Here is a 22351-nt window from a genome sequence, read left to right as displayed (position 1 = left end):
CTTCTGCACTTCATTTGTCCGGCGGCAGCTTATTCCGCCAGCGCCTTCATGGACAGGCGGATACGGCCCTGCTTGTCCACTTCCAGCACCTTCACCTTGATCAGGTCGCCCTCGGCCAGCTTGTCACTCACCTTCTCGACGCGCTCGTCGGAGATCTGGGAGATGTGCACCAGACCGTCCTTGCCCGGTAGGATGGTGACAAAGGCGCCGAAGTCCATCAGCTTGGCCACGCGGCCCTCGTAGACCATGCCCACTTCCACGTCGGCGGTGAGTTGCTCGATGCGGCGGCGGGCTTCCTTGGCGGCAGCACCGTCCACGGAGGCAATCTTGACGGTACCGTCGTCGCTGATGTCGATGCTGGTGCCGGTTTCCTCGGTGAGGGCGCGGATAGTGGCGCCACCCTTGCCGATGACGTCGCGGATCTTGTCCGGGTTGATCTTGAAGGTCTCGTAACGCGGCGCAAACTCGGACATCTGCTCGCGCGGCTTGGAGATCACCTTGTTCATCTCGCCCAGGATGTGCAGACGAGCTTCGCGGGCCTGCTTCAGAGCGACGTCCATGATCTCGCGGGTGATGCCGTCGATTTTGATGTCCATCTGCAGCGCATTCACGCCGTTTTCGGTGCCGGCCACCTTGAAATCCATGTCGCCGAGGTGATCCTCGTCGCCCATGATGTCGGTGAGGATGGCGAACTTGTCACCTTCCTTGATCAGGCCCATGGCCACGCCGGCCACCGGCGCCTTGATGGGCACGCCGGCATCCATCAGGGCCAGACTGGAACCGCACACGGAGGCCATGGAGCTGGAACCGTTGGATTCGGTGATCTCGGATACCACGCGCACGCTGTACGGGAAGGTGTCCATGTTCGGCATCACCGCCTGCACGCCGCGCTTGGCCAGACGGCCGTGGCCGATTTCGCGACGCTTCGGACTGCCCACCATGCCGGTCTCGCCGACGCAGTAGGGCGGGAAGTTGTAGTGGAACATGAAACCTTCTTTGCGCTCGCCTTCGAGGGCGTCGATGATCTGCGCATCGCGGGCGGTGCCGAGGGTGGTGACTACCAGCGCCTGGGTCTCGCCGCGGGTGAACAGGGCGGAACCATGGGTACGCGGCAGCACGCCGGTACGGATGGTGATGGGACGCACGGTGCGGGTATCGCGGCCATCGATACGCGGCTTGCCGGCCAGAATGCTGCCGCGCACGGTGTTGTATTCCAGGGTTTCGATAGCGACGCGCACCTTCTCCGCCGGGAAGCAGGGCTCGGCGCCTTCGCCGCTGAGCTTCTGCATGATCTCGCTGCGGATCTGGTTCAGGCGCGCATAGCGGGCCTGCTTTTCCTTGATGGTATATGCTTCGCTGAACGCAGCCTCACCCAGTTCAGCAACACGGGACTTCAGGGTGGCGTCCGCCGGCGGCGGCTGCCAGTCCCAGGGAACAACCTTGGCCTCGGCCACCAGTTCGTTGATGGCCTTGATCACCACCTGCATCTGTTCGTGGCCGAAGATCACGGCGCCCAGCATCACCTCTTCCGGCAGTTCGCGGGCTTCCGACTCCACCATCAGCACGGCATTGGCGGTACCGGCCACCACCAGGTCCAGATCCGAGCTCTGCAGCGCGGTCATACCGGGGTTGAGCAGGTACTGGCCATCCTTGTAACCGACGCGGGCGGCGCCGATGGGGCCCTTGAACGGCACGCCGGACAGACACAGGGCGGCGGAAGCGCCGATCATCGACGGGATGTCCGGATCGATCTCCGGGTCCAGGGAAACGACGGTGGCGATGACCTGGACTTCGTTGGTGAAACCTTCGGGGAACAGCGGACGCAGCGGGCGATCGATCAGGCGGGAGATCAGCGTTTCCTTTTCGCTGGGACGCCCCTCGCGGCGGAAGAAACCGCCGGGGATCTTGCCGGCCGCGTAGGTACGCTCCTGGTAGTTCACCGTGAGCGGGAAGAAATCACGTCCTTCCTCCGCCTCCGCGATGGCCACCGCGGTCACCAGCACCACCGTATCGCCCATGCTCACCATGACGGCGCCAGAGGCCTGACGTGCAATCTCACCGGTTTCCAGACGAACGGTTTGATCGCCGTATTTGAATTCTTTTACAACTGGAGTCACGTCGTATTCCCTTCTGGTGGCGGGGCCGGAGCGGCCGTGGATTACTTGCGCAGGCCGAGGCGGGCAACGATGGCGCGGTAGCGTTCGATGTCCTTGCCCTTCAGGTAATCGAGCAGCTTGCGACGCTTGCTCACCATGCGCAGCAAACCCTGGCGCGAGTGGTGATCGTGAGTGTGCTCCTTGAAGTGACCGGACAGGTCATCGATGCGGGCGGACAGCAGGGCGATCTGCACTTCGGCGGAACCGGTGTCGGTCGCGGCCTTGCCGTGCTCCTTGACGATTGCGGCTTTCTGGGTGGCGTTCAGAGACATCTAAAACAACTCCTAAACTGGGGTGAGGTTCAAGCGCGGTATTTTAACCGGGCGCGGAATGAGTAAACAAGTGAAAATGCGGACTTATGCGAGATTGAACAGCCGCTTCGGGGCCACCCGGCCATCGTCCAGGATGTGGCCGACGCCGATGAAATCGCCCTCCGGGCCGAACAGGCGCACCCAGCCCCGGGTGGGGGCCTGGGGCACCTGCACCGCCTGCCCCTGGCGCACGTAATAGGCCAGGTTGGCCGTCAAATTCACCGCCGGCCAGCCTCCCAGGGCGTCTTCGACGGGCAGCAGCAGGGCATCGATGGCCTCCTGCCCCCCTTCCAGCAGCGTCTGCTTGAGCCGCTCCAGGGTCACCATGCCGGCCTCCGTGAAGGGACCGGCCATGGTACGGCGCAACTGGCTGAGGTGGGCACCGCAACCCAAGGCCGCGCCGATGTCCTCGGCCAGGGTACGGATATAGGTCCCTTTGGAGCAATGCACCTCGATCTCCAGCTCGTCGTCGGCGAGGCGGAGCAGATTCAGTTCGTAGATGGTGACCCGGCGTGGCTGGCGCTCCACCTCCAGCCCCTGGTGCGCGAGCTTGTAGAGCGGCAGCCCCTGGTGCTTGATGGCGGAATGCATGGGGGGATCTGCTCGATCTCGCCGCAAAAGCGCGCCAGCACCTCGCGCACCTGGGCCTCGCTGTAGGCGCCTACCGGCCGGGTTTCGATGGCCTCGCCGTCGGCGTCGCCGGTGTTGGTGCGTACGCCCAACTTGCAGGTACCGCGATAGCGCTTGTCGGCATCGAGCAGAAAGGCCGATACCTTGGTCGCCTCACCCAGGCACAACGGCAGCAAGCCGCTGGCCATAGGATCGAGATTGCCGGTGTGGCCTGCCTTGCGCGCATCGAACAGGCGCTTGACCTGCTGCAAAGCGTCGTTGGAGGTGATGCCGATGGGTTTATCGAGAAGCAGGATGCCGTTGACCTCACGGCCCCGCTGGCGCTGGCGACGAGTCATTACCAAAATCTCACTGAGTCCGCGAATAAACGCAAATGGACGCGAATGTCATTCCATTGGGCCCAAGGTGGTGCCATCGCCTTGGGGTGGCGTAAGCGCATTGCGGACGATGGTCGTTAATGATTGAAATCGATTTGCGTCCATTCGCGTTCATTTGCGGACTTGACCGCTTGGGTTTCAATCGTTCGTTTTCTTGCCGTCAGAAGCGACGGCCTGGTCGATCAGGGCCGACAGGCGCGTACCCCGCTCGACGGAAGTATCGTGGACAAAATGGAGTTCCGGGATGGTGCGCAACTGCATGCGGCGGCCCAGTTCGCGGCGCAGGAAACCGGCGGCGTGACGCAGGCCTTCGAGCGACTTTTCCACCTGCCCGGCGTCATCGCCGAGCACGGTGACGAACACCTTGGCGTGGGCGAAATCACGCGTCACCTCCACGCCGGAGACGGTGATCATCCCCAGGCGCGGATCTTTGAGTTCCTGCTGGATGAGCAGTGCCAGCTCGCGCTGCATCTGCTCACCCACGCGACGGCTGCGTGTGGACTGGGCCATGGACTCAGAGCGTACGCTGCACCTGGACGCGCTCGTAGACCTCGATCTGGTCACCCGGACGCACGTCGTTGTAGTTCTTCACGCCGATACCGCATTCGAAGCCCTGCTTGACCTCGGCGACGTCGTCCTTGAAGCGGCGCAGGGATTCCAGTTCGCCCTCGTAGATCACCACGTTGTCACGCAGCACGCGGATCGGGTTGTTGCGCTTGACCACACCGTCCACCACCATGCAGCCGGCCACGGCGCCGAACTTGGGCGAGCGGAACACGTCGCGCACCTCGGCGAGGCCGATGATCTCTTCCTTGAACTCCGGCTTCAGCATGCCGGTCATGGCGTTCTTCACTTCGTCGAGCAGCTCGTAAATGATGCTGTAGTAGTGCAGATCGACGCCTTGCTCCTCGATCATGCGCTTGGCGCTGCCGTCGGCACGGACGTTGAAGCCGATGATGATGGCGTTGGAGGCCACGGCCAGATTGACGTCGGACTCGCTGATGCCGCCGACGCCGCTGGCGACGATCTTCACCTTCACCTCGTCGGTGGACAGCTTGAGCAGCGAATCGGAGATAGCCTCCAGGGAACCTTGTACGTCGGCCTTGAGCAGGATATTGAGGGTGTTGACCTCGCCTTCCTGCATCTGGGTGAACATGTCTTCCAGCTTGGCCTGCTGCTGCTTGGCGAACTTGACGTCGCGGAACTTGCCCTGGCGGAACAGCGCCACTTCGCGTGCCTTGCGCTCGTCGGCGACCACCACGGCGGATTCGCCGGCGGCCGGCGTACCGGACAGGCCGAGCACCTCCACCGGGATGGACGGGCCGGCCTCCTCGATGGGACGGCCGTTCTCGTCCAGCATGGCGCGCACGCGCCCGAACTCGTGGCCGGCCAACAACACATCGCCCTTGTGCAGGGTACCGCTCTGCACCAGGATGGTCGCCACGGCACCGCGCCCCTTGTCGAGACGCGATTCGATGACGACGCCGCTGGCGCGGCCTTCCTTCACCGCCTTCAGCTCCAGCACCTCGGCCTGCAGCAGGATGTTCTCCAGCAGTTGGTCGACACCCTCACCGGTCTTGGCGGAGACATGGGCGAACATGGTGTCGCCGCCCCAGTCTTCCGGAATGACGTCCTGCTGCGCCAACTCGTTCTTCACCCGGTCCGGATCGGCCTCGGGCTTGTCGATCTTGTTCACCGCCACCACCAGCGGCACACCCGCCGCCTTGGCATGCTGGATGGCCTCCTTGGTCTGCGGCATCACGCCGTCGTCGGCGGCCACCACCAGCACCACGATATCGGTGGCCTGGGCGCCACGGGCACGCATGGCGGTGAACGCGGCGTGGCCCGGGGTATCCAGGAAGGTGATCACACCGCGCGGCGTTTCCACATGATAGGCACCGATGTGCTGGGTGATGCCGCCGGCCTCGCCCGCGGCGACGCGGGTGCGGCGGATGTAGTCGAGCAACGAGGTCTTGCCGTGGTCGACATGACCCATGATGGTAACCACCGGCGGACGCGGTTCGGCGGCGCCGGCCTGCTCCACTACGGCGATCTCGTCTTCCAGGGCATCGGTCTTCAGCACCTTGGCGGTATGACCCAACTCTTCCACCACCAACACGGCGGTATCCTGGTCCAGCACCTGATTGATGGTGACCATGCTGCCCATCTTCATCATGAACTTGATGACCTCGGCCGCCTTCACCGACATCTTCTGCGCCAGTTCGCCCACGGTAATGGTTTCCGGAATGGCGACCTCGCGCACCACCGGCGCGGTGGGCATGGCAAAGCCGTGCTGACCACCGCCGCTGGCCGGCACCGCCACACGGGATGGGCGCTTCTTGCTACCGCGGCGGCCGCCCTTGCCGGGAGCTATATGCAGTTCTTCGCGGCCACCCATGTCGTCATCACCATCACGGCGGCGGCCACCGCCCTTCTTGCCACCCCTGGGTACCTCGCGCTCCGCCTTGGCCGGTGCGGCAGCAGGACGGGCCGTCTTGGCGGGCTTTTCCGCCACTTTCGCCGGGGGCGGCTCGGCGGCGGGGCGCTCGGCAACGGCTGCCGCCGAACGACGTGCCTCTTCTTCCGCCTGACGACGCGCTTCGGCCTCGGCCTGCAGGCGCGCGGCCTCCTCGGCCTGGCGCAGCGCCTCTTCTTCCGCCTTGCGACGTGCATCGTCGGCGGCACGCTCGGCATCGGCACGAATATGCTGCTCCAGGCGCTCAACCACATCCTCGTCGACGTGCTTGCCCTCGTCTTCCCGCGGCGCCTCATCCACCAGACTGCGTTTGACGTAGGTACGTTTCTTGCGCACCTGCACGGTAACCGTCTTGGCCTTGCCGCCGGTGCTGGGCACCTTCAATTCACTGGTGGTGCGCCGGCTCAGGGTGATCTTGGTCGGACCGGCCTCTGCCGCCGGCTCCGCCTCCGGCGCAGCCGCGCCGTGCTTGTCGCGCAGATAGGCCAGCAGCTTCGCCTTGTCCTGATCGGTAATAGTCCCTGCGGCGTCGTGCACGGGCACACCGGCCTCCTGCAACTGGACCAACAGGCGATCGACAGCGATGCCGATGGTTTCTGCGAAATGCTTGACGGTCACTTCTGACATGCAACGATACTCCTGCCTCAACCCTGGGAGTCGTCCTCGAACCAGGGCTTGCGTGCGGTCATAATCAGTTGAGCGGCGCGTGCCTCATCCATGCCTTCGATCTGCATGAGGTCGTCCACCGCCTGCTCGGCCAGGTCTTCCATGGTCTGTACACCGATGTCGGCCAATGCAAAGGCCAGTTGCTGGTCCATGCCGTCCATAGCCAGCAGGTCCGCGGCGGGTTCCTTGCCGCCGTGTTCCTCGCTGCTGATCTCGCGCGTCACCAGAATGTCCTTGGCGCGGGCACGCAGCTCCTCGACGATGGCCTCGTCGAACTCCTCGATTTCCAGCATTTCCTGCACCGGGACGTAGGCCACTTCCTCGATACTGGAAAAACCCTCCTGCACCAGAATGGCGGCCACCTCTTCATCCACGTCGAGCTGGTCCATGAACAGCTTGACCAGGGCCTGCGCCTCTTCCTCGCTCTTTTCCTCGGCCTGACTCTCGCTCATCACATTGAGGTTCCAGCCGGTCAGCTCGGTGGCCAGGCGCACATTCTGGCCGTTACGGCCGATGGCCTGGGCCAGCTGCGATTCCTCCACCGCAATATCCATGGTGTGGCTTTCCTCGTCCATGACGATGGAAACCACTTCCGCCGGCGACATGGCATTGATGACGAACTGTGCCGGGTTGTCATTCCACAAAATGATGTCGATGCGCTCACCGTTCAGCTCATTGGTCACCGTCTGCACGCGCGAACCGCGCATGCCGACGCAGGCGCCGACCGGATCGATGCGCTGGTCGTTGGATTTGACGGCGATCTTGGCGCGGGAACCCGGATCGCGGGCGGCGGCCTTGATTTCGATGAGTCCCTCACCCACCTCCGGCACCTCCAGCTTGAACAGCTCGACCAGGAACTCCGGCATGGTGCGGCTGACGAACAGCTGCGGACCGCGCGGCTCGGAGTGCACATCGTAGAGATAACCGCGCACACGATCGCCGGGACGAATGGCTTCACGCGGGATCAGGTGCTCACGTGGGATCAGCGCCTCGATGTTGTTGCCCATATCGAGGATCACGCTGCCGCGCTCCAGACGCTTGACCACGCCGTTGAGCAGCTCGCCGACCCGGCCCCGATACTGGTCGACTACCTGGGCACGTTCCGCCTCGCGTACCTTCTGCACGATAACCTGCTTGGCGGTCTGGGCGGCAATGCGGCCGAAAGATACCGACTCCACCTGTTCCTCGATGTAATCACCGGGCTGGATGTTGGCGTCTTCCTCGCGTGCCGCGCTCAGTGTGTACTCCCGGGTCGGATGCTCGAGCGGCTGGCCCTCACTGTCATCCACCACCAGCCAGCGGCGGAAGGTTTCATAGTCACCGGTCTGGCGGTCGATGCACACGCGCACGTCGACCTCGCTGCCGTAGCGCTTTTTGGTGGCGGTGGCCAGGGCGGCCTCCAGGGCCTCGAAAATGATTTCCTTGGCCACACCCTTTTCGTTCGACACCGCGTCGACAACCATCAGGATTTCTTTGTTCATATCCAGCCTCTGTAGAGCCCGTATCTTCGTAACTTCAAACTGTGCCGATGCCTACCACTGCGGCACCAGATGTGCCTTGTCGATGTCTTCCAGCGGCACTACCACCTCGACACCGTCCTGTTCGATCACCACCGCCTCGTCACGCAGCGCCAGCAGACGTCCCTTGAATTTGCGCCGCACACCCATTGGCCGCGCCAGACGCAGCGAAACCACTGCGCCGATGAAGCGCGCATAGTGCTCCGGCTTGAACAGCGGCCGATCCAGTCCCGGCGACGATACCTCGAGGGTGTACTGCCCCTTGATGGGGTCTTCCACCTCCAGCACGCCGCTGACCTGATGACTCACCCGCTCGCAATCCTCCACGGTGATGCCGTCCGGGCTGTCGATATACAGGCGCAGCACCGAATGGCGCCCCTGCGCCAGGTGCTCGATGCCCAGCAACTCGTAACCGAGGGCCGTAACCCCCGGTTCCAGCAACTGCTGCAACTGCTTGGCTGCCTGTGTCACCTGGACCAACCCCGAAAATAAAAAATGGGCCCAAGGCCCACTCCAGTGCTTCAACTATGGCCCGGCATTCTAGCGTTTTTCCATGAAAAACGCCAGGTTATACCCGGGATATGCCCCCTGCGCCGACCCCGGTATGGCGACGCAGTGGCCATAACAAAAAGCCCCGATAACGGGGCCTTTGCATCAAATCGAGTGGTAGCGGGGGCAGGATTTGAACCTACGACCTTCGGGTTATGAGCCCGACGAGCTACCGGACTGCTCCACCCCGCATTCGATGGAGGCGCATTTTACATATCATGCCCCACCATAGCAAGGGAAGCCGCCGGGAAACGGGAAAAAATCAGCGCCGGTCCAGCAAGTGCCTGAATTCGTAGCGATAAAGAAATCCGGGCAGGGCAAACACCAGGAACAGGCAAAGAGTGATGGCATAGAACTCCCAGCCCTGGGGATAGATCTCGCCATTGAGTTTGTTTTCCAGACCCAGGGCCAGACCACCGACGAGGCAATACAGCAGCAGCCACTCCAGCCAGCGCCACCAAGCCCGCTTGCCGGCGGCACCGGGACGGCGTACCAGCAAAATGCGCTCGCTCAACCAGGGCAGGTTGGCGGCCACGACGGCGATGACGATCAGGAACAGGGCGGGAAACATAAATTACGGTTTCGAGTTGCGAGTTACGGACCGGCAGTTTCGGTCATCGACCAAGCCCGGTCAAGGCACGAGGCGGTACGAAACTCGAAAGCAAGCGGCGCGCCTACGCGAGCGCCGCCACGCACAAGGCCAGCAGGCCGCCGGGGAACAGCCCCAGACCGAGTACCGCCAGGCTGTTGGCACTCAGGACCACGCGCAGGTCCAGACCGGCATGCACGCCGGGGGTGCCGGCCTCGGCCTGGTCGAAGTACATCACCTTGACCACGCGCAGATAGTAGAAGGCACCGATCACCGAAAACACCACCGCCACTGCGGCCAGCCATACCAGGTCTGCGCCGACCGCCGCCTGGATCACCGCCAGCTTGGACCAGAAACCGAGGAACGGCGGCACACCGGCCATGGAGAACATCAGGATCAGCATCATCAGGGCAAACCACGGACTGCGCTCGTTGAGCCCCTTGAAGTCCTCGATGCGATCGGCCTCGAAACCGGCGCGGCTCATCAGCACGATCATGCCGAAACCGCCCAGCCCCATGAGCACGTAGACGATGGCGTAGAACATGGCGGCGGCATAACCGGCCTGGGTGCCGGACAGCACACCGAGCAGCAGGAAGCCGACGTGGGAAATGGCCGAATAGGCCAGCATGCGCTTCAGATTGGTCTGCGCGATGGCGATCAGGTTGCCGGCGGCCAGCGACAGCACGGTGAGCAGGATCAGCATGCCTTCCCACTGCTCCTGCAGACCGGCCAACCCATCCACCAGCAGACGCATCAGCATGGCGAAGGCCGCCAGCTTGGGGGCCGAGCTCAGATACAGGGTCACCGCCGTGGGCGCGCCATGATAGACATCGGGCAGCCACATGTGGAACGGCACCGCACCCAGCTTGAAGGCCACGCCGATGACGATGAACACCAAGGCGAAGGACAACAGCATGCCGTTGTCCTGCAGCGCGGCGGTGCCGCCGTTGATCTGGCCGAGATCCAGGCTGCCGGTGATGCCGTAGAGCATGGACATGCCGTACAGCAGCATGGCCGAGGCCATGGCGCCCAGCACGAAATACTTCATCGCCGCCTCGGAGGCCTGCAGGGAATCACGCTGCAGGGCGACCATCGCGTACATCGACAGCGACAACAGCTCCAGGCCCAGGTAGATGGTGAGCAGGCTGTGGGCCGATACCAGCACGTTCATGCCCAGCACGCCGAGCAGGCCGAGGATATAGAACTCACCCTTGAACATATTGCGCGCACGCAGGTAGTCCTTGGCATAGAGGAACACGAAGAAGGTGGCCAGATAGATGAAGGCCTTCAGCACCGAGCCCATGGGATCGCTGACGAAGGTGTCGGAAAAGGTCAGTGCCCTGCCCTCTTCGTACAGACTGACGGTGAGCAGCAGCGCACCGAGCAGGGTGGACTGCGCCAGCAGGTAGGTGACCACGCGGTTGCGCTCGCTGAGGAACAGGTCCAGCAACAGGATGAAGCAGGTCATGCCGAGCAGGAACATCTCGGGCAGGGCGGGCATGAAATCGGGCATCGCGAAACTCATCAAGCGTCTCTCCGCTTACGGCTTGTTACAGCTTGGATACGGCCATGTGCTGCACCAGATGCTCCACCGTCGGACGCATCACGTCCAGCAACGGCGCCGGCCACAGGCCGAACAGCAGCACCATCAGCGCCAGCACGCCGAGGATCAGGAATTCACGGCCGTTGATGTCCTGGAGGGCGGCCACCTTGTCGCTGCCGACCTCGCCGTACACCACGCGCCGCACCATCCACAGGGTGTAGGCGGCACCGAGGATCAGGGTGGTGGCGGCGAAGAAGGCGAACCAGAAATTGGCCTTGAAGCTGGCCAGGATCACCATGAACTCGCCGACGAAGCCGGAGGTGCCGGGCAGACCGGCATTGGCCATGGCGAACAGCACCATGAAGCCGGCGAAGCGCGGCATGGTGTGTGCCACGCCTCCGTAGTCGGCGATCTCGCGGCTGTGCAGGCGGTCGTACAACACGCCGACGCAGAGGAACATGGCGCCGGAAATGAAGCCATGGGAGATCATCTGCACCATGGCGCCTTCGATGCCCATGCCGGCGCCCTGCATGCTGCCGGTATTGGCGGCAATGCGCCAGGCGATGAACATACCGAGGGTGACGAAGCCCATGTGCGAAATGGACGAATAGGCGATCAGCTTCTTCATGTCCCGCTGCACCAACGCCACAAAACCGATGTACACCACGGCGATGAGGGACAGCGCGATCATCAGCCAGTCCAGCTGCTGGCTGGCATCCGGGGTGATGGGCAGGGAGAAGCGCAGGAAGCCGTAGGCGCCCAGCTTCAGCATGATGGCCGCCAGCACCACCGAACCGCCGGTGGGCGCCTCGACATGGGCGTCCGGCAACCAGGTATGCACCGGCCACATCGGCACCTTCACCGCAAAGGCCAGCAGGAAGGCCAGGAAGATCAGCACCTGCGCCTGCAGGCCGAGCGGCATGGTGTGCAGGTCAAGAATGGCGAAGCTGCCCGACTGCAGGTACATCCAGATCAGCGCCACCAGCATGAACACCGAGCCGAGGAAGGTGTAGAGGAAGAACTTGAGGGTGGCATAGATGCGCCGCGGGCCGCCCCACACACCGATGACGATGAACATCGGGATCAGCATCGCCTCCCAGAATACATAGAACAGCATCGCATCCAGCGCGGCGAACACACCGTTCATCAGGCCGGCCATGATCAGGAAGGACGCCATGTACTGCGCCGGCTTGTTCTGGATCACCTCCCAGCCGGCAATCACCACCAGCACCGTGGTGAAGGTGGTGAGCAGGATCAGCGGCATGGAGATGCCGTCGACGCCGAGGTGGTAATTGATCGACCAGGTGGCAATCCACGGGCGGAACTCGGTGAACTGCATCGCCGCGGTGGTGGTATCGAAGCCGGAATACAGCGGCAACGACAGCAGGAAGGTGGCCAGCGCCACCAGCAGCGCCAAGACCTTGGCCTCGAGGGCATTGCGGCTCCCCGCGGCGAGCACCAGCAGGCCGCCGACGATGGGGGTCCAGATGACCAGACTGAGCAGTGGCAAATCAGCGAACATGCAGCCGTACCTTTCTTGTTATCCGGCGACGACGAACAGGGCGAACATCAGCAGCAGCCCCAGGATCATGGCGAAGGCATAGTGGAACAGGTAGCCGGACTGCACGTGGCGCACCACCGCCGCCAGCCAACCCACTGTACGCGCGCTGCCGTTGACCAGCAGGCCGTCGATGAGGCGCACGTCGCCCCACTGCCACAGCAGACGGCCGATGCCGCGGCTGCCGCCGGCGAAGAACCAGTCGTTGAAGCGATCGGCATAGTATTTCTGGTCCAGCAAGGTATACAGGAACTGCAGCCGCGCCTGGATCAGCGCCGGCACGTGAGTGAACTTCATGTACAGCAGCCAGGCGGTGACCACACCGGCCAGCGCCAGCCAGAACGGCGCGGCAAGGAAACCGTGCAGCACCATGCCCAGCGCACCGTGATAATCCCGGCCCAGTTCCGCCAACACGTCATGCTGCGGCAACACCTGGATGGCGGCACCGAAGAAATTGCCGAAGCCCATCTCGCTGATGTACATCCCGCCCGCCAGCACCGAGGGCACCGCTAGGGCGATGAGCGGCAGGGTCACCACCCAGGGCGTTTCATGCGGCTCATGCACACCATGGTGACCGTGGGCATCGTGGCCATGGTGCGCGTCGCGGAACCGCTCCTTGCCGTGGAACACCAGGAAGTACATACGGAAGGAATAGAAGGCGGTGACAAACACGCCGGCCAGCACGCAGAAGTAGGCGAAACCGGCACCGGGCAGCTGCGAGGCATGCACCGCCTCGATGATCAGGTCCTTGGAGAAGAAGCCGGCAAAACCGGGAGTGCCGATCAGGGCGAGAGAGCCGATGAGCGAAGTGATCCAGGTGATCGGCATATACTTGCGCAGGCCGCCCATGCGGCGCATGTCCTGCTCGTGGTGCATGGCGATGATCACCGAGCCGGCGGCCAGGAACAGCAGCGCCTTGAAGAAGGCGTGGGTCATCAGGTGGAACACGCCGGCGGCATAGGCCGAGGCGCCCAGCGCCACGGTCATGTAGCCGAGCTGCGACAGGGTGGAATAGGCCACCACGCGCTTGATGTCGTTTTGGATGATACCGAGGAAGCCCATGAACAGCGCGGTGATGGCGCCGATGATCAGGACGAAGGACAGCGCCGTCTCCGACAGCTCGAACAGCGGCGACATGCGCGCCACCATGAAGATGCCGGCGGTGACCATGGTGGCGGCGTGGATCAGGGCGGAGATCGGCGTCGGGCCTTCCATGGAGTCCGGCAGCCACACGTGCAACGGCACCTGCGCCGACTTGCCCATGGCACCGATGAACAGCAGGATGCAGATCACCGTCATCACGTTCCACTCGGCACCCGGCCACAGCGCAACCGTCAGATCCTTCTGCAGCGCGGCGGCATTGAACACCGCAGCATAGTCCAGGGTGTTGAAGTACATCAGCACGGCGGCGATGCCGAGCAGGAAGCCGAAGTCGCCGACGCGGTTGACCAGGAAGGCCTTGAGGTTGGCGTACACCGCGCTGGGGCGCTTGAGCCAGAAACCGATCAGCAGGTAAGACACCAGGCCCACCGCCTCCCAGCCGAAGAACAGCTGCATGAAGTTGTTGGCCATCACCAGCATCAGCATGGAGAAAGTGAACAGCGAGATGTAGCTGAAGAAGCGCTGGTAGGAGTTCCTGCCGGCACCGCTGCCCTCCGGCCAGTTCTCCTCGTCGTGGGCCATGTAGCCGATGGTGTAGACGTGCACCATCAGGGAAACGAAGGTCACCACCACCATCATCATCACCGACAGCTTGTCCACCAGGAAGCCCACCTCGAAGGTGACGCCGTCGGACACCAGCCAGGTGTAGACGCTGTGGCTGACGATACCGGCATCCTGGATCACCACATGGTTGAACATCACCAGCGACAGCAGGAAGGCGATGGCCACGCCGATGATGGTGACGGTATGCGCGCCGACACGGCCGATGGTGCCGCCGAACAGCCCGGCGACGACCGCGCCGATGAGCGGCGCCGCGACGATGGCGATGTTTACGTTGTGCAGGTTGTCGAGCACGGGCCTACCCCTTCAGGCTATCCAGATCGGCGACATTGATGCTGCGCCGGTTGCGGAACAACACCACCAGTATGGCCAGGCCGATGGCGGCCTCGGCCGCGGCCACCGTGAGGATGAAGAACACGAACACCTGCCCGGCGGCATCGCCCAGATAATGGGAAAAGGCGATGAAATTCATGTTCACTGCCAGCAGCATCAGCTCCACGCACATAAGCAGGATGATCAGGTTCTTGCGGTTGATGAACACGCCGGCCATGCTGATGCAGAACAGGATGGCGCCCAGAGTCAGATAATTGGAAAGTGGGATCATTCTTCTCGGGCCTCGCTTACTTGCGCTGTTCCGCGTCCATCTGTACCAGACGCACGCGGTCGTCGCGCCGCACCGCCACCTGTTCGGCGATATTCTGCGTCTTGGTGCCGCCACGCCGGCGCAGGGTCAGGGCGATGGCGGCGACGATGGCCACCAGCAGGATCACCGCGGCGATCTCGAACGGATAGACGTAGGTGGTATACAGCAGCAGTCCCAGTTCGCGGGTATTGGAGTAGTCGGCACCATGCGGCACCGGCACCGCCACCTGCTCCAGGCCGAAGTGGCGCTGCCCCACGGCCATGGCCATCACCGCCACCACCAGCACGGCGACCAGCAGGCCGACCGGCAGGTAGCGCGCAAAGCCCTCGCGCAGGGGGGCGGTGTTCAGGTCCAGCATCATCACCACGAACAGGAACAGCACCATCACCGCGCCGACGTAGACCAGCACCAGGGTGATGGCGAGGAATTCCGCCTCCAGCAGCAGCCACAGCGCCGCACTGGTGAAGAACGACAGCACCAGGAACAGGATCGCATGCACCGGATTGCGCACCGTAATGACCATGCCGGCGGAGAACACCAGGATGGCGGAAAAAACGTAAAACAGAATCTGCTCGAAGGTCATGCCACGATTCCCATGCGTTAGCGATACGGGGCGTCGGCCGCCCGATCCGCCGCGATCTGCTGCTCGTACCTGTCGCCCACCGCCAGCAGCTTTTCCTTGGTCATCAGGAGGTCGCCACGCTGCTCGCCGTGATATTCGTAGATATTGGTCTCGACGATGGCGTCCACCGGGCAGGCCTCCTCGCAGAAGCCGCAGAAGATGCACTTGGTCAGGTCGATGTCATAGCGCGTGGTACGGCGGCTGCCATCCTCGCGCGGCGCCGACTCGATGGTGATGGCCAATGCCGGACAGACCACCTCGCACAGCTTGCAGGCGATGCAGCGCTCCTCGCCGTTGGGGTAGCGGCGCTGGGCATGCAGGCCGCGGAAACGCGGCGACAGCGGTGCCTTCTCCTCCGGATATTGCACGGTGATCTTGCGCTCGAACATGTAGCGCCCGGTGAGGCGCATGCCCTGCAGGAGTTCGAGCAGGAACAGGCTCTTGAAGAAACGTGTCAATGCTTTCATGGCCGTCTCCTCACGCCTTACCGAACCAGGGCTCCAGCCCGGCCATGATGGCCGCGCCGACGAGCACCAGCCAGACGATGGTGAGCGGAATGAACACCTTCCAGCCCAGGCGCATCAGCTGGTCGTAGCGATAGCGCGGGAAGGTGGCGCGGAACCACAGGAACAGGAACAGGAAGATGGAGGCCTTGGCCAGCAGCCAGAACAGGCTGGGCTGGCCCAGCCAGGAATCGGTCCAGCCCTGGAACGGCGACAGCCAGCCGCCCATGAACAGCAGCGCCGACAGCATGCCGACGATGATCATGTTGGCGTATTCGGCCAGGAAAAATACCGCGAAGGTGGTGCCGGAATAATCGACATGGAAGCCGGCCACGATCTCCGACTCGCCTTCCGCCAGGTCGAACGGCGCACGGTTGGTTTCCGCCACGCCGGAGATGAAATACACCACCATCATCGGCAGCAGCGGCAGCCAGTACCAGCTGAACAGGCCGTAGTCGCCCTGCTGGGCACGCACGATGTCGCCCAGATTGAGGCTGCCGGCGGCCATCAGCACCACCACCAGTGCAAAGCCCATGGCGATTTCGTAGGACACCATCTGCGCCGCCGAGCGCATCGCGCCGAGGAAGGCGTATTTGGAGTTGGAGGCCCAGCCGGCCAGGATGATGCCGTAAACACCCATGGAACCGATGGCCAGCACGTACAGCAGGCTGGCGTTGATGTCGGCCAGCACCATTGTGTCGTTGAACGGGATCACCGCCCACATGGCCAGGGCCGGTGCCATGGCCAGGATCGGCGCCAGCAGGAACACCTTCTTGTCCGCGCCGCTGGGGATGACGATTTCCTTGAACATCAGCTTCACTGCGTCGGCGATGGGCTGCAGCCAGCCGCGCGGACCGACGCGGTTGGGACCGATGCGCACGTGCATGTAGCCGATGACCTTGCGCTCGAAGTAGGTGTAGTAGGCCACCGCCACCATCAGCGGCGCCAGGATCGCCACGATCTTCAGCATGATGACGACCAGCGTCTGCAAACCGGCCGGCCACGCCTCCCACATTATCAACGTCTGCAACATTTCGATCATGCGTTTATTCCGCTCGCCTCGGCGCTCACTCGGCCGTCTTCAGTTCCACTGCCGCATCCACCGCGCCCAGCGCAGCGGTTGCCGCCAGTCCCGCAGGCACGTATACGCAGCCGTTGGGCACCCGATCATCCAGCACCAGCGGCAACACACAGCTGCCACCGCCCTGCACCACCTGCACCTTGGCCGCGCCGGCCACGCCGTGCTGGGCCGCGGTGGCCGCATTGAGGCGTGCCACACCGCCGGTGGCATCCGGGGTCTGCTGCAAGGCGGCACTGCGCCGCACCATGCCATCCACCGCATAGATGGGAAAATCGGCAATGCGCGCGAGGCCGTTACCCGCGGCAGCCGGCGTCGGCGCCCGCCACTCCAGCTTGCTGCTCGGCAGCACCGCACTGCACGCCGCTTCCAGTTCGCGCCGCACTTCGTCGGACGCCTCGTAGTCGAAGCCCTCCAGGTTGCACAGGTTGCCCAGCACGCGCAGCACCTTCCAGCCCGGGCGGGTCTCGCCCGGCGCGGCCACGCAACCGTTGAAACTCTGCCAACGGCCCTCGGCATTGACCAGGGTACCGGAGGTTTCCGGGAACAACGTCACCGGCAGGAGCACATCGGCATAATCGCGCATGGCCTCGGTCACGTACGGCGTCAACGCCACCACGCAATCGGCCTGTTGCAGGGCGGCACGTGCGGCGGCGCCGTCGATGCAGTCCAGCTCCGGCTCGGCATGGAGCACCACATAGGCCTTCAGCTTGGCCGCCAGCATGCGGCGTACATCCAGGCCGGAAGCACCCGCTGCACCACCGGCGCGGCGATGCGGCACGGCACCGGCAAGCCAGGCGCCGGCGCTGTTGCCGCCCTCGCTGAGGAAACCGAAACGGGAACCGGACAGGCGCGCCACCAACGCGGCCAGCTGTTGCAGCGCGCCCTGCTGGGTGTGATGGACCACCGCGTTGCCCACCAGCACCGTGGACTGCGCGGCCTCTTTCAGCTGGCGCGCCATGGCGCGGTGTTCATCCGTCACGCCGACACCGGCCGCCAGCGCGGCAAAACCGGCCGGCGCCTCGGCGCCGAGCTCGATCAGCGCCTGGGCGATGGCAGTGAGTTCCTGCGCCATCTGCGCCGGCGCGACAATACGGCGCCCGGCCAGCGGGAAGTTGCAGTCGTAATCCACCGGATTGACCGCCAGCAGGCGCGCACCGGCACGGGCCGCCTTGCGCAGGCGCAGCGCGACGAGGGGCTGTTCCTTGCGCACGTTGGAGCCGACCAGCAGCGCGGCATCCAGATTGTCCAGGTCGGCCAGCGCCTGCCCCAGCCAGGGGAAGGCGGGCATGGCGTTCTGGCCGGAAAAATCGATCTGACGCAGACGGTGATCGATGTTGTCGCTGCCAAGGCCGCGCAGCAGCTTCTGCAACAGGTAGAACTCTTCGGTGGTGGCACCGTAACCGGCCAACGCGCCGATCTGCTGCGCGCCGTGCTGCTCCACCACGCTGCGCAGGCCACGGGCCGCCGCGGTGAGGGCGGTATTCCAGTCCACCGTCCGCCAGGCGCCTTCCTGCTTCACCTGCGGCGCGGCAAGGCGATCGGCATGATTCAGAGCCAGATAGCTGAAACGATCGCGATCGGCCAGCCACACCTCGTTGACCTCTTCGTTCTCGCGCGGGCGTACGCGCATCACCTGACGGCCGCGCACATCGACACGCAGGTTGGCACCGACACAATCGTGCGGCGACACCGAGTTGTGGCTGGTCAATTCCCACGGCCGCGCGCTGTAGCGGTACGGCTTGGAGGTGAGCGCGCCCACCGGGCACAGATCGATGACGTTGCCAGCCACTTCGGAGGACAGCGACTTCTCCACATAGGTGCCGATGTGCATGTGCTCACCGCGGCCCGGCGCGCCCAGCTCCATGACGCCGGCGATCTCCTCGCCGAAACGCACGCAACGGGTGCAGTGGATGCAGCGCGTCATGTCGGTGGCGACCAGCGGGCCGATGTCGGGCGAGGCCACCACGCGCTTGCCTTCGCTGTAGTGCGACACGTCCTGGCCGTAGCCCATGGCCATTTCCTGCAAATCGCACTCGCCGCCCTGATCGCAGATGGGACAATCGAGGGGATGGTTGATGAGCAGGAACTCCATCACGTTGCGCTGTGCGGCGATGGCCTTGGGCGAGCGGGTCCATACCTTCATGCCTTCGGTGACCGGCGTGGCGCAGGCGGGCAGCGGCTTGGCCACCTTCTCCACCTCCACCAGACACATGCGGCAACTGGCCGCCACCGACAGCTTCTTGTGGTAGCAGAAACGCGGAATGACGATGCCGGCCTCGTCGGCGGCCTCGATGAGCATCGCGCCGGGGCGGGCCTGTACCGGCTTGCCGTTGATCTCAATCGTTACCATAGGGCTTCCGCTCATGCTGGTGTCACACCATGCACTTCTTGTGATCGATGTGGTACTGGAATTCGTCGCGGTAATGCTTGAGGAAGCTCTTCACCGGCATTGCCGCCGCATCGCCCAGGGCACAAATGGTGTGACCTTCGATCTGGCTTGCGGAACGCATCAGTTGATCCAGATCCTCCGGCCGGCCCTCGCCATGCTCGATACGGTGCACCATGCGCGCCAGCCAGCCGGTGCCTTCGCGGCACGGCGTGCACTGGCCGCAGGACTCCTCGTAGTAAAAGTGCGACAGGCGCGCCAGCACCTTCACCATACAGGTGGTTTCGTCCATCACGATGACCGAACCGGCTCCGAGCATCGAACCGGCCTTGGAGATGGAGTCGTAATCCATGGTCATGTCCATGGCGATATGCGCCGGCAGCACCGGGGTGGAGCTGCCGCCCGGGATCACCGCCTTCAGCTTGCGTCCCTTCCACACGCCACCGGCCATCTCCAGCAGTTCGGCGAAGGGCGTGCCCATCGGCACCTCGTAATTACCCGGCTTGTTGACATGGCCGGAGACCGAGAACAACTTGGTGCCACCGTTGTTGGGCTTGCCCAGTTCGAGGAACCACTGGCCGCCGTGCTGCAGGATCACCGGCACCGAGGCCAGCGATTCGGTATTGTTGATGGTGGTCGGACAGCCGTACAGACCGAAACTGGCGGGGAACGGCGGCTTGAAGCGCGGCTGCCCCTTCTTGCCTTCGATGGATTCCAGCAGCGCGGTTTCCTCGCCGCACACATAGGCACCGGCGCCCAGGTGTACATCGATGTCGAAATCGATACCCGACCCCATGATGTTCTTGCCGAGCAGGCCCGCGGCACGCGCCTCCTCGATGGCGGCCTGGAAGCGCTCGTAGGGCTCCCAGAATTCGCCGCGGATGTAGTTGTAACCCTTGGTGGCACCGATGGTGTAGCCGGCGATGGCCATGCCCTCGACCAGCTGGTGCGGGTTGTAGCGCAGGATATCGCGGTCCTTGCAGGTGCCCGGCTCGCCCTCGTCGGAGTTGCACACCACGTATTTCTGTCCGGCGACATTGCGCGGCATGAAGCTCCACTTCAGGCCGGTGGGGAAACCGGCACCGCCACGGCCACGCAGCGCCGAGGTCTTCAGCTCGGCGATGATGCTGTCGGGAGATGTCTTCTCCTTGAGGATCTTTTCCCATACCGAATAGCCGCCGACGCTGCGGTAACTCTCCAGCGTCCACGGCTTGTCCAGGTGCAGGGTGCGGAAACAGACGTCGTTGGCCATGTGCAGTGCGCCCCCTTATTCCAGGCCGTCGATGATGCGGTCGATGAGCTCAGGGGTGAGCTGCTCGTAATACTGCCGCGCGATCTGCGCCACCGGCGCATTGACGCAGGCGCCGAGGCATTCGACCTCTTTCAACGTGAAACGGCCATCCGCCGTGGTCTCGCCCAATTTGATGCCGAGACGCTTCTGCAGATGCGCCACCACCTCGTCGGAGCCGCGCAGCAGGCAAGAAATGTTGGTGCAGACGTTGATCTTGTGACGCCCCACCGGCTCCAGCTGATACATGGAATAGAAGGTCGCCACCTCGTACACGGCAATGGGCGCCATCTCCAGATAGGCCGCCACGGCGTCCATCAACTCGGTAGTGAGCCAACCGCCGTTCTGATCCTGGGCGATGCGCAACGCCGCCATCACCGCCGACTGCTTGCGCTCGGGTGGATACTTGGCGACCCAGGTGTCGATCTCGGCACGCGAGGCCGGCGTCAGCAATTCGATGTTTGCCTGTGCCATCAGCGGTCAATCTCTCCGAATACGATGTCCTGTGTGCCGATCACGGTAACCACGTCGGCCAGCATGTGGCCGCGCACCATCTCGTCGAGGCCGGACAGATGGGCGAAACCGGGGGCACGGATCTTCATGCGGTAGGGTTTGTTGGCGCCGTCGGACACCAGATAGATACCGAACTCGCCCTTGGGATGCTCCACGGCGGCATAGGCCTCCCCGGCCGGCAAGGTGATGCCCTCGGAGACCAGCTTGAAGTGGTGGATCAGCGCTTCCATGTCCTGCTTCATTTCGGCACGCGGCGGCGGGGCGACCTTGTGGTCGTCCACCATCACCGGGCCGGGATTCTTGCGCAACCAGTCGACGCACTGCTTGATGATGCGGTTCGACTGGCGGAACTCCTCGATACGCACCAGATAGCGATCGTAGCAGTCACCGTTGCTGCCCACCGGGATATCGAAGGCCAGCTTGTCGTACACCTCGTAGGGCTGCTTCTTGCGCAAATCCCAGGCCACGCCGGAACCACGCAGCATCGGACCGGTGAAGCCCATCTGCAAGGCGCGCTCCGGCGACACCACGCCGATGCCGACGGTGCGCTGCTTCCAGATACGGTTGTCGGTGAGCAGGGTTTCGTACTCGTCGACATAACCGGGAAAGCGGTTGGTGAAGTCCTCGATGAAGTCGAGCAGCGAGCCCTGGCGATTTTCGTTGGCTGCCTTGAGCGACGCCTCGGAGTGCCACTTGGTGGCCTTGGTGTCGTACTGCGGCATGCGCGCCGGCAGGTCGCGGTAGACGCCGCCCGGACGGTAATAGGCCGCGTGCAGACGCGCGCCGGACACCGCCTCGTAGCAGTCCATCAGGTCCTCACGCTCGCGGAAGGCGTAGAGGAACATGGCCATGGCCCCCACATCGAGGGCGTGCGAGCCGATCCACAACAGATGATTGAGGATGCGGGTGATCTCGTCGAACATCACGCGGATGTACTGCGCCCGCTCCGGCACCTCGATGCCGAGCATCTTCTCGACGGCCAGGCAGTAGGCATGTTCGTTGGACATCATCGACACATAGTCGAGACGATCCATATAAGGCAGGTTCTGTACATAGTGACGCTGTTCGGCCAGCTTTTCGGTGGCGCGGTGCAGCAGGCCGATGTGCGGATCGGCGCGCTGAATCACCTCGCCATCCATTTCCAGGATCAGGCGCAATACGCCGTGCGCCGCCGGATGCTGCGGACCAAAATTGAGGGTGAAGTTGCGAATCTCGGCCACG

At 63.7% G+C, this 22351-nt stretch carries 18 protein-coding genes, 1 tRNA gene and 1 pseudogene; all 20 read right to left on the bottom strand.

Going from position 1 to position 22351, the window contains the following annotated elements; genetic code table 11:
- Positions 1-29 precede the first annotated feature (29 nt).
- The 20 genes and pseudogenes from pnp to EP379_RS05925 all read right to left on the bottom strand — a co-directional run bounded on the left by pnp (position 30) and on the right by EP379_RS05925 (position 22350).
- Positions 30-2117, bottom strand: a complete 2088-nt coding sequence (gene pnp, locus EP379_RS06020; RefSeq protein WP_127476842.1) for a polyribonucleotide nucleotidyltransferase — start codon at positions 2115-2117, stop codon at positions 30-32.
- Positions 2118-2158: 41 nt separating this feature from the next.
- The gene (gene rpsO / locus EP379_RS06015; protein WP_127476839.1) at positions 2159-2428 is read right to left on the bottom strand and encodes a 30S ribosomal protein S15; all 270 of its coding nucleotides are present in this window, start codon (positions 2426-2428) and stop codon (positions 2159-2161) included.
- Positions 2429-2512: 84 nt separating this feature from the next.
- A pseudogene (truB, locus tag EP379_RS16965) lies at positions 2513-3435 on the bottom strand (tRNA pseudouridine(55) synthase TruB).
- A 177-nt stretch (positions 3436-3612) separates the two neighbouring features.
- A complete protein-coding gene (gene rbfA / locus EP379_RS06005) occupies positions 3613-3984 on the bottom strand; it encodes a 30S ribosome-binding factor RbfA (protein ID WP_127476836.1) in 372 nt (123 codons plus the stop codon).
- Positions 3985-3988: 4 nt separating this feature from the next.
- Entirely contained in the window at positions 3989-6577 is a 2589-nt protein-coding gene (infB, locus tag EP379_RS06000) for a translation initiation factor IF-2 (RefSeq protein WP_127476834.1), read from the bottom strand.
- A gap of 17 nt (positions 6578-6594) precedes the next feature.
- On the bottom strand, positions 6595-8097 hold the full coding sequence (gene nusA / locus EP379_RS05995) for a transcription termination factor NusA (protein ID WP_127476832.1): 1503 nt from the start codon (positions 8095-8097) through the stop codon (positions 6595-6597).
- Between the two features lie 51 nt (positions 8098-8148).
- Complete coding sequence (gene rimP, locus EP379_RS05990; protein ID WP_127476830.1) at positions 8149-8604, bottom strand: ribosome maturation factor RimP; 456 nt, start codon at positions 8602-8604, stop codon at positions 8149-8151.
- A 193-nt stretch (positions 8605-8797) separates the two neighbouring features.
- Positions 8798-8874 (bottom strand) — tRNA-Met (locus EP379_RS05985).
- 70 nt (positions 8875-8944) lie between these two features.
- A complete protein-coding gene (locus tag EP379_RS05980) occupies positions 8945-9253 on the bottom strand; it encodes a DUF2818 family protein (protein ID WP_127476827.1) in 309 nt (102 codons plus the stop codon).
- A 103-nt stretch (positions 9254-9356) separates the two neighbouring features.
- A complete protein-coding gene (gene nuoN / locus EP379_RS05975; RefSeq protein WP_127476825.1) occupies positions 9357-10796 on the bottom strand; it encodes an NADH-quinone oxidoreductase subunit NuoN in 1440 nt (479 codons plus the stop codon).
- 25 nt (positions 10797-10821) lie between these two features.
- Complete coding sequence (locus EP379_RS05970; protein WP_127476823.1) at positions 10822-12336, bottom strand: NADH-quinone oxidoreductase subunit M; 1515 nt, start codon at positions 12334-12336, stop codon at positions 10822-10824.
- 18 nt (positions 12337-12354) lie between these two features.
- Positions 12355-14376, bottom strand: a complete 2022-nt coding sequence (gene nuoL / locus EP379_RS05965; protein WP_127478842.1) for an NADH-quinone oxidoreductase subunit L — start codon at positions 14374-14376, stop codon at positions 12355-12357.
- A gap of 16 nt (positions 14377-14392) precedes the next feature.
- Positions 14393-14698, bottom strand: coding sequence for an NADH-quinone oxidoreductase subunit NuoK (nuoK, locus tag EP379_RS05960; protein ID WP_127476820.1), 306 nt, complete (start codon positions 14696-14698; stop codon positions 14393-14395).
- 16 nt (positions 14699-14714) lie between these two features.
- Positions 14715-15320 (bottom strand): NADH-quinone oxidoreductase subunit J, encoded by a 606-nt coding sequence (locus EP379_RS05955; protein WP_127476817.1) that lies wholly within the window; start codon positions 15318-15320, stop codon positions 14715-14717.
- 17 nt (positions 15321-15337) lie between these two features.
- Entirely contained in the window at positions 15338-15826 is a 489-nt protein-coding gene (nuoI, locus tag EP379_RS05950) for an NADH-quinone oxidoreductase subunit NuoI (protein WP_127476814.1), read from the bottom strand.
- A 10-nt stretch (positions 15827-15836) separates the two neighbouring features.
- Complete coding sequence (nuoH, locus tag EP379_RS05945; protein WP_127478841.1) at positions 15837-16877, bottom strand: NADH-quinone oxidoreductase subunit NuoH; 1041 nt, start codon at positions 16875-16877, stop codon at positions 15837-15839.
- A 52-nt stretch (positions 16878-16929) separates the two neighbouring features.
- Positions 16930-19293 carry an NADH-quinone oxidoreductase subunit NuoG gene (gene nuoG, locus EP379_RS05940; RefSeq protein ID WP_127476811.1) on the bottom strand — a complete coding sequence of 788 codons (2364 nt, stop codon included), beginning with the start codon at positions 19291-19293 and terminating at the stop codon, positions 16930-16932.
- A 22-nt stretch (positions 19294-19315) separates the two neighbouring features.
- On the bottom strand, positions 19316-20581 hold the full coding sequence (gene nuoF, locus EP379_RS05935) for an NADH-quinone oxidoreductase subunit NuoF (protein ID WP_127476808.1): 1266 nt from the start codon (positions 20579-20581) through the stop codon (positions 19316-19318).
- A 15-nt stretch (positions 20582-20596) separates the two neighbouring features.
- Positions 20597-21091, bottom strand: coding sequence for an NADH-quinone oxidoreductase subunit NuoE (gene nuoE, locus EP379_RS05930; protein ID WP_127476805.1), 495 nt, complete (start codon positions 21089-21091; stop codon positions 20597-20599).
- Positions 21091-22350: an NADH-quinone oxidoreductase subunit D gene (locus tag EP379_RS05925; RefSeq protein ID WP_127476803.1), complete on the bottom strand. Its 1260-nt coding sequence runs from the start codon at positions 22348-22350 to the stop codon at positions 21091-21093. The genes nuoE and EP379_RS05925 overlap by 1 nt, the downstream gene beginning before the upstream one ends.
- Between the last annotated feature and the right edge of the window lies 1 nt (position 22351).

The sequence above is a fragment of the Sulfurivermis fontis genome, from assembly GCF_004001245.1.
GTDB classification, from domain to species: Bacteria; Pseudomonadota; Gammaproteobacteria; order Thiohalomonadales; family Thiohalomonadaceae; genus Sulfurivermis; species Sulfurivermis fontis.
The sequence above is the reverse complement of the archived record's forward strand: the minus strand, read 5'-3'. Positions and strand labels throughout refer to the sequence as shown.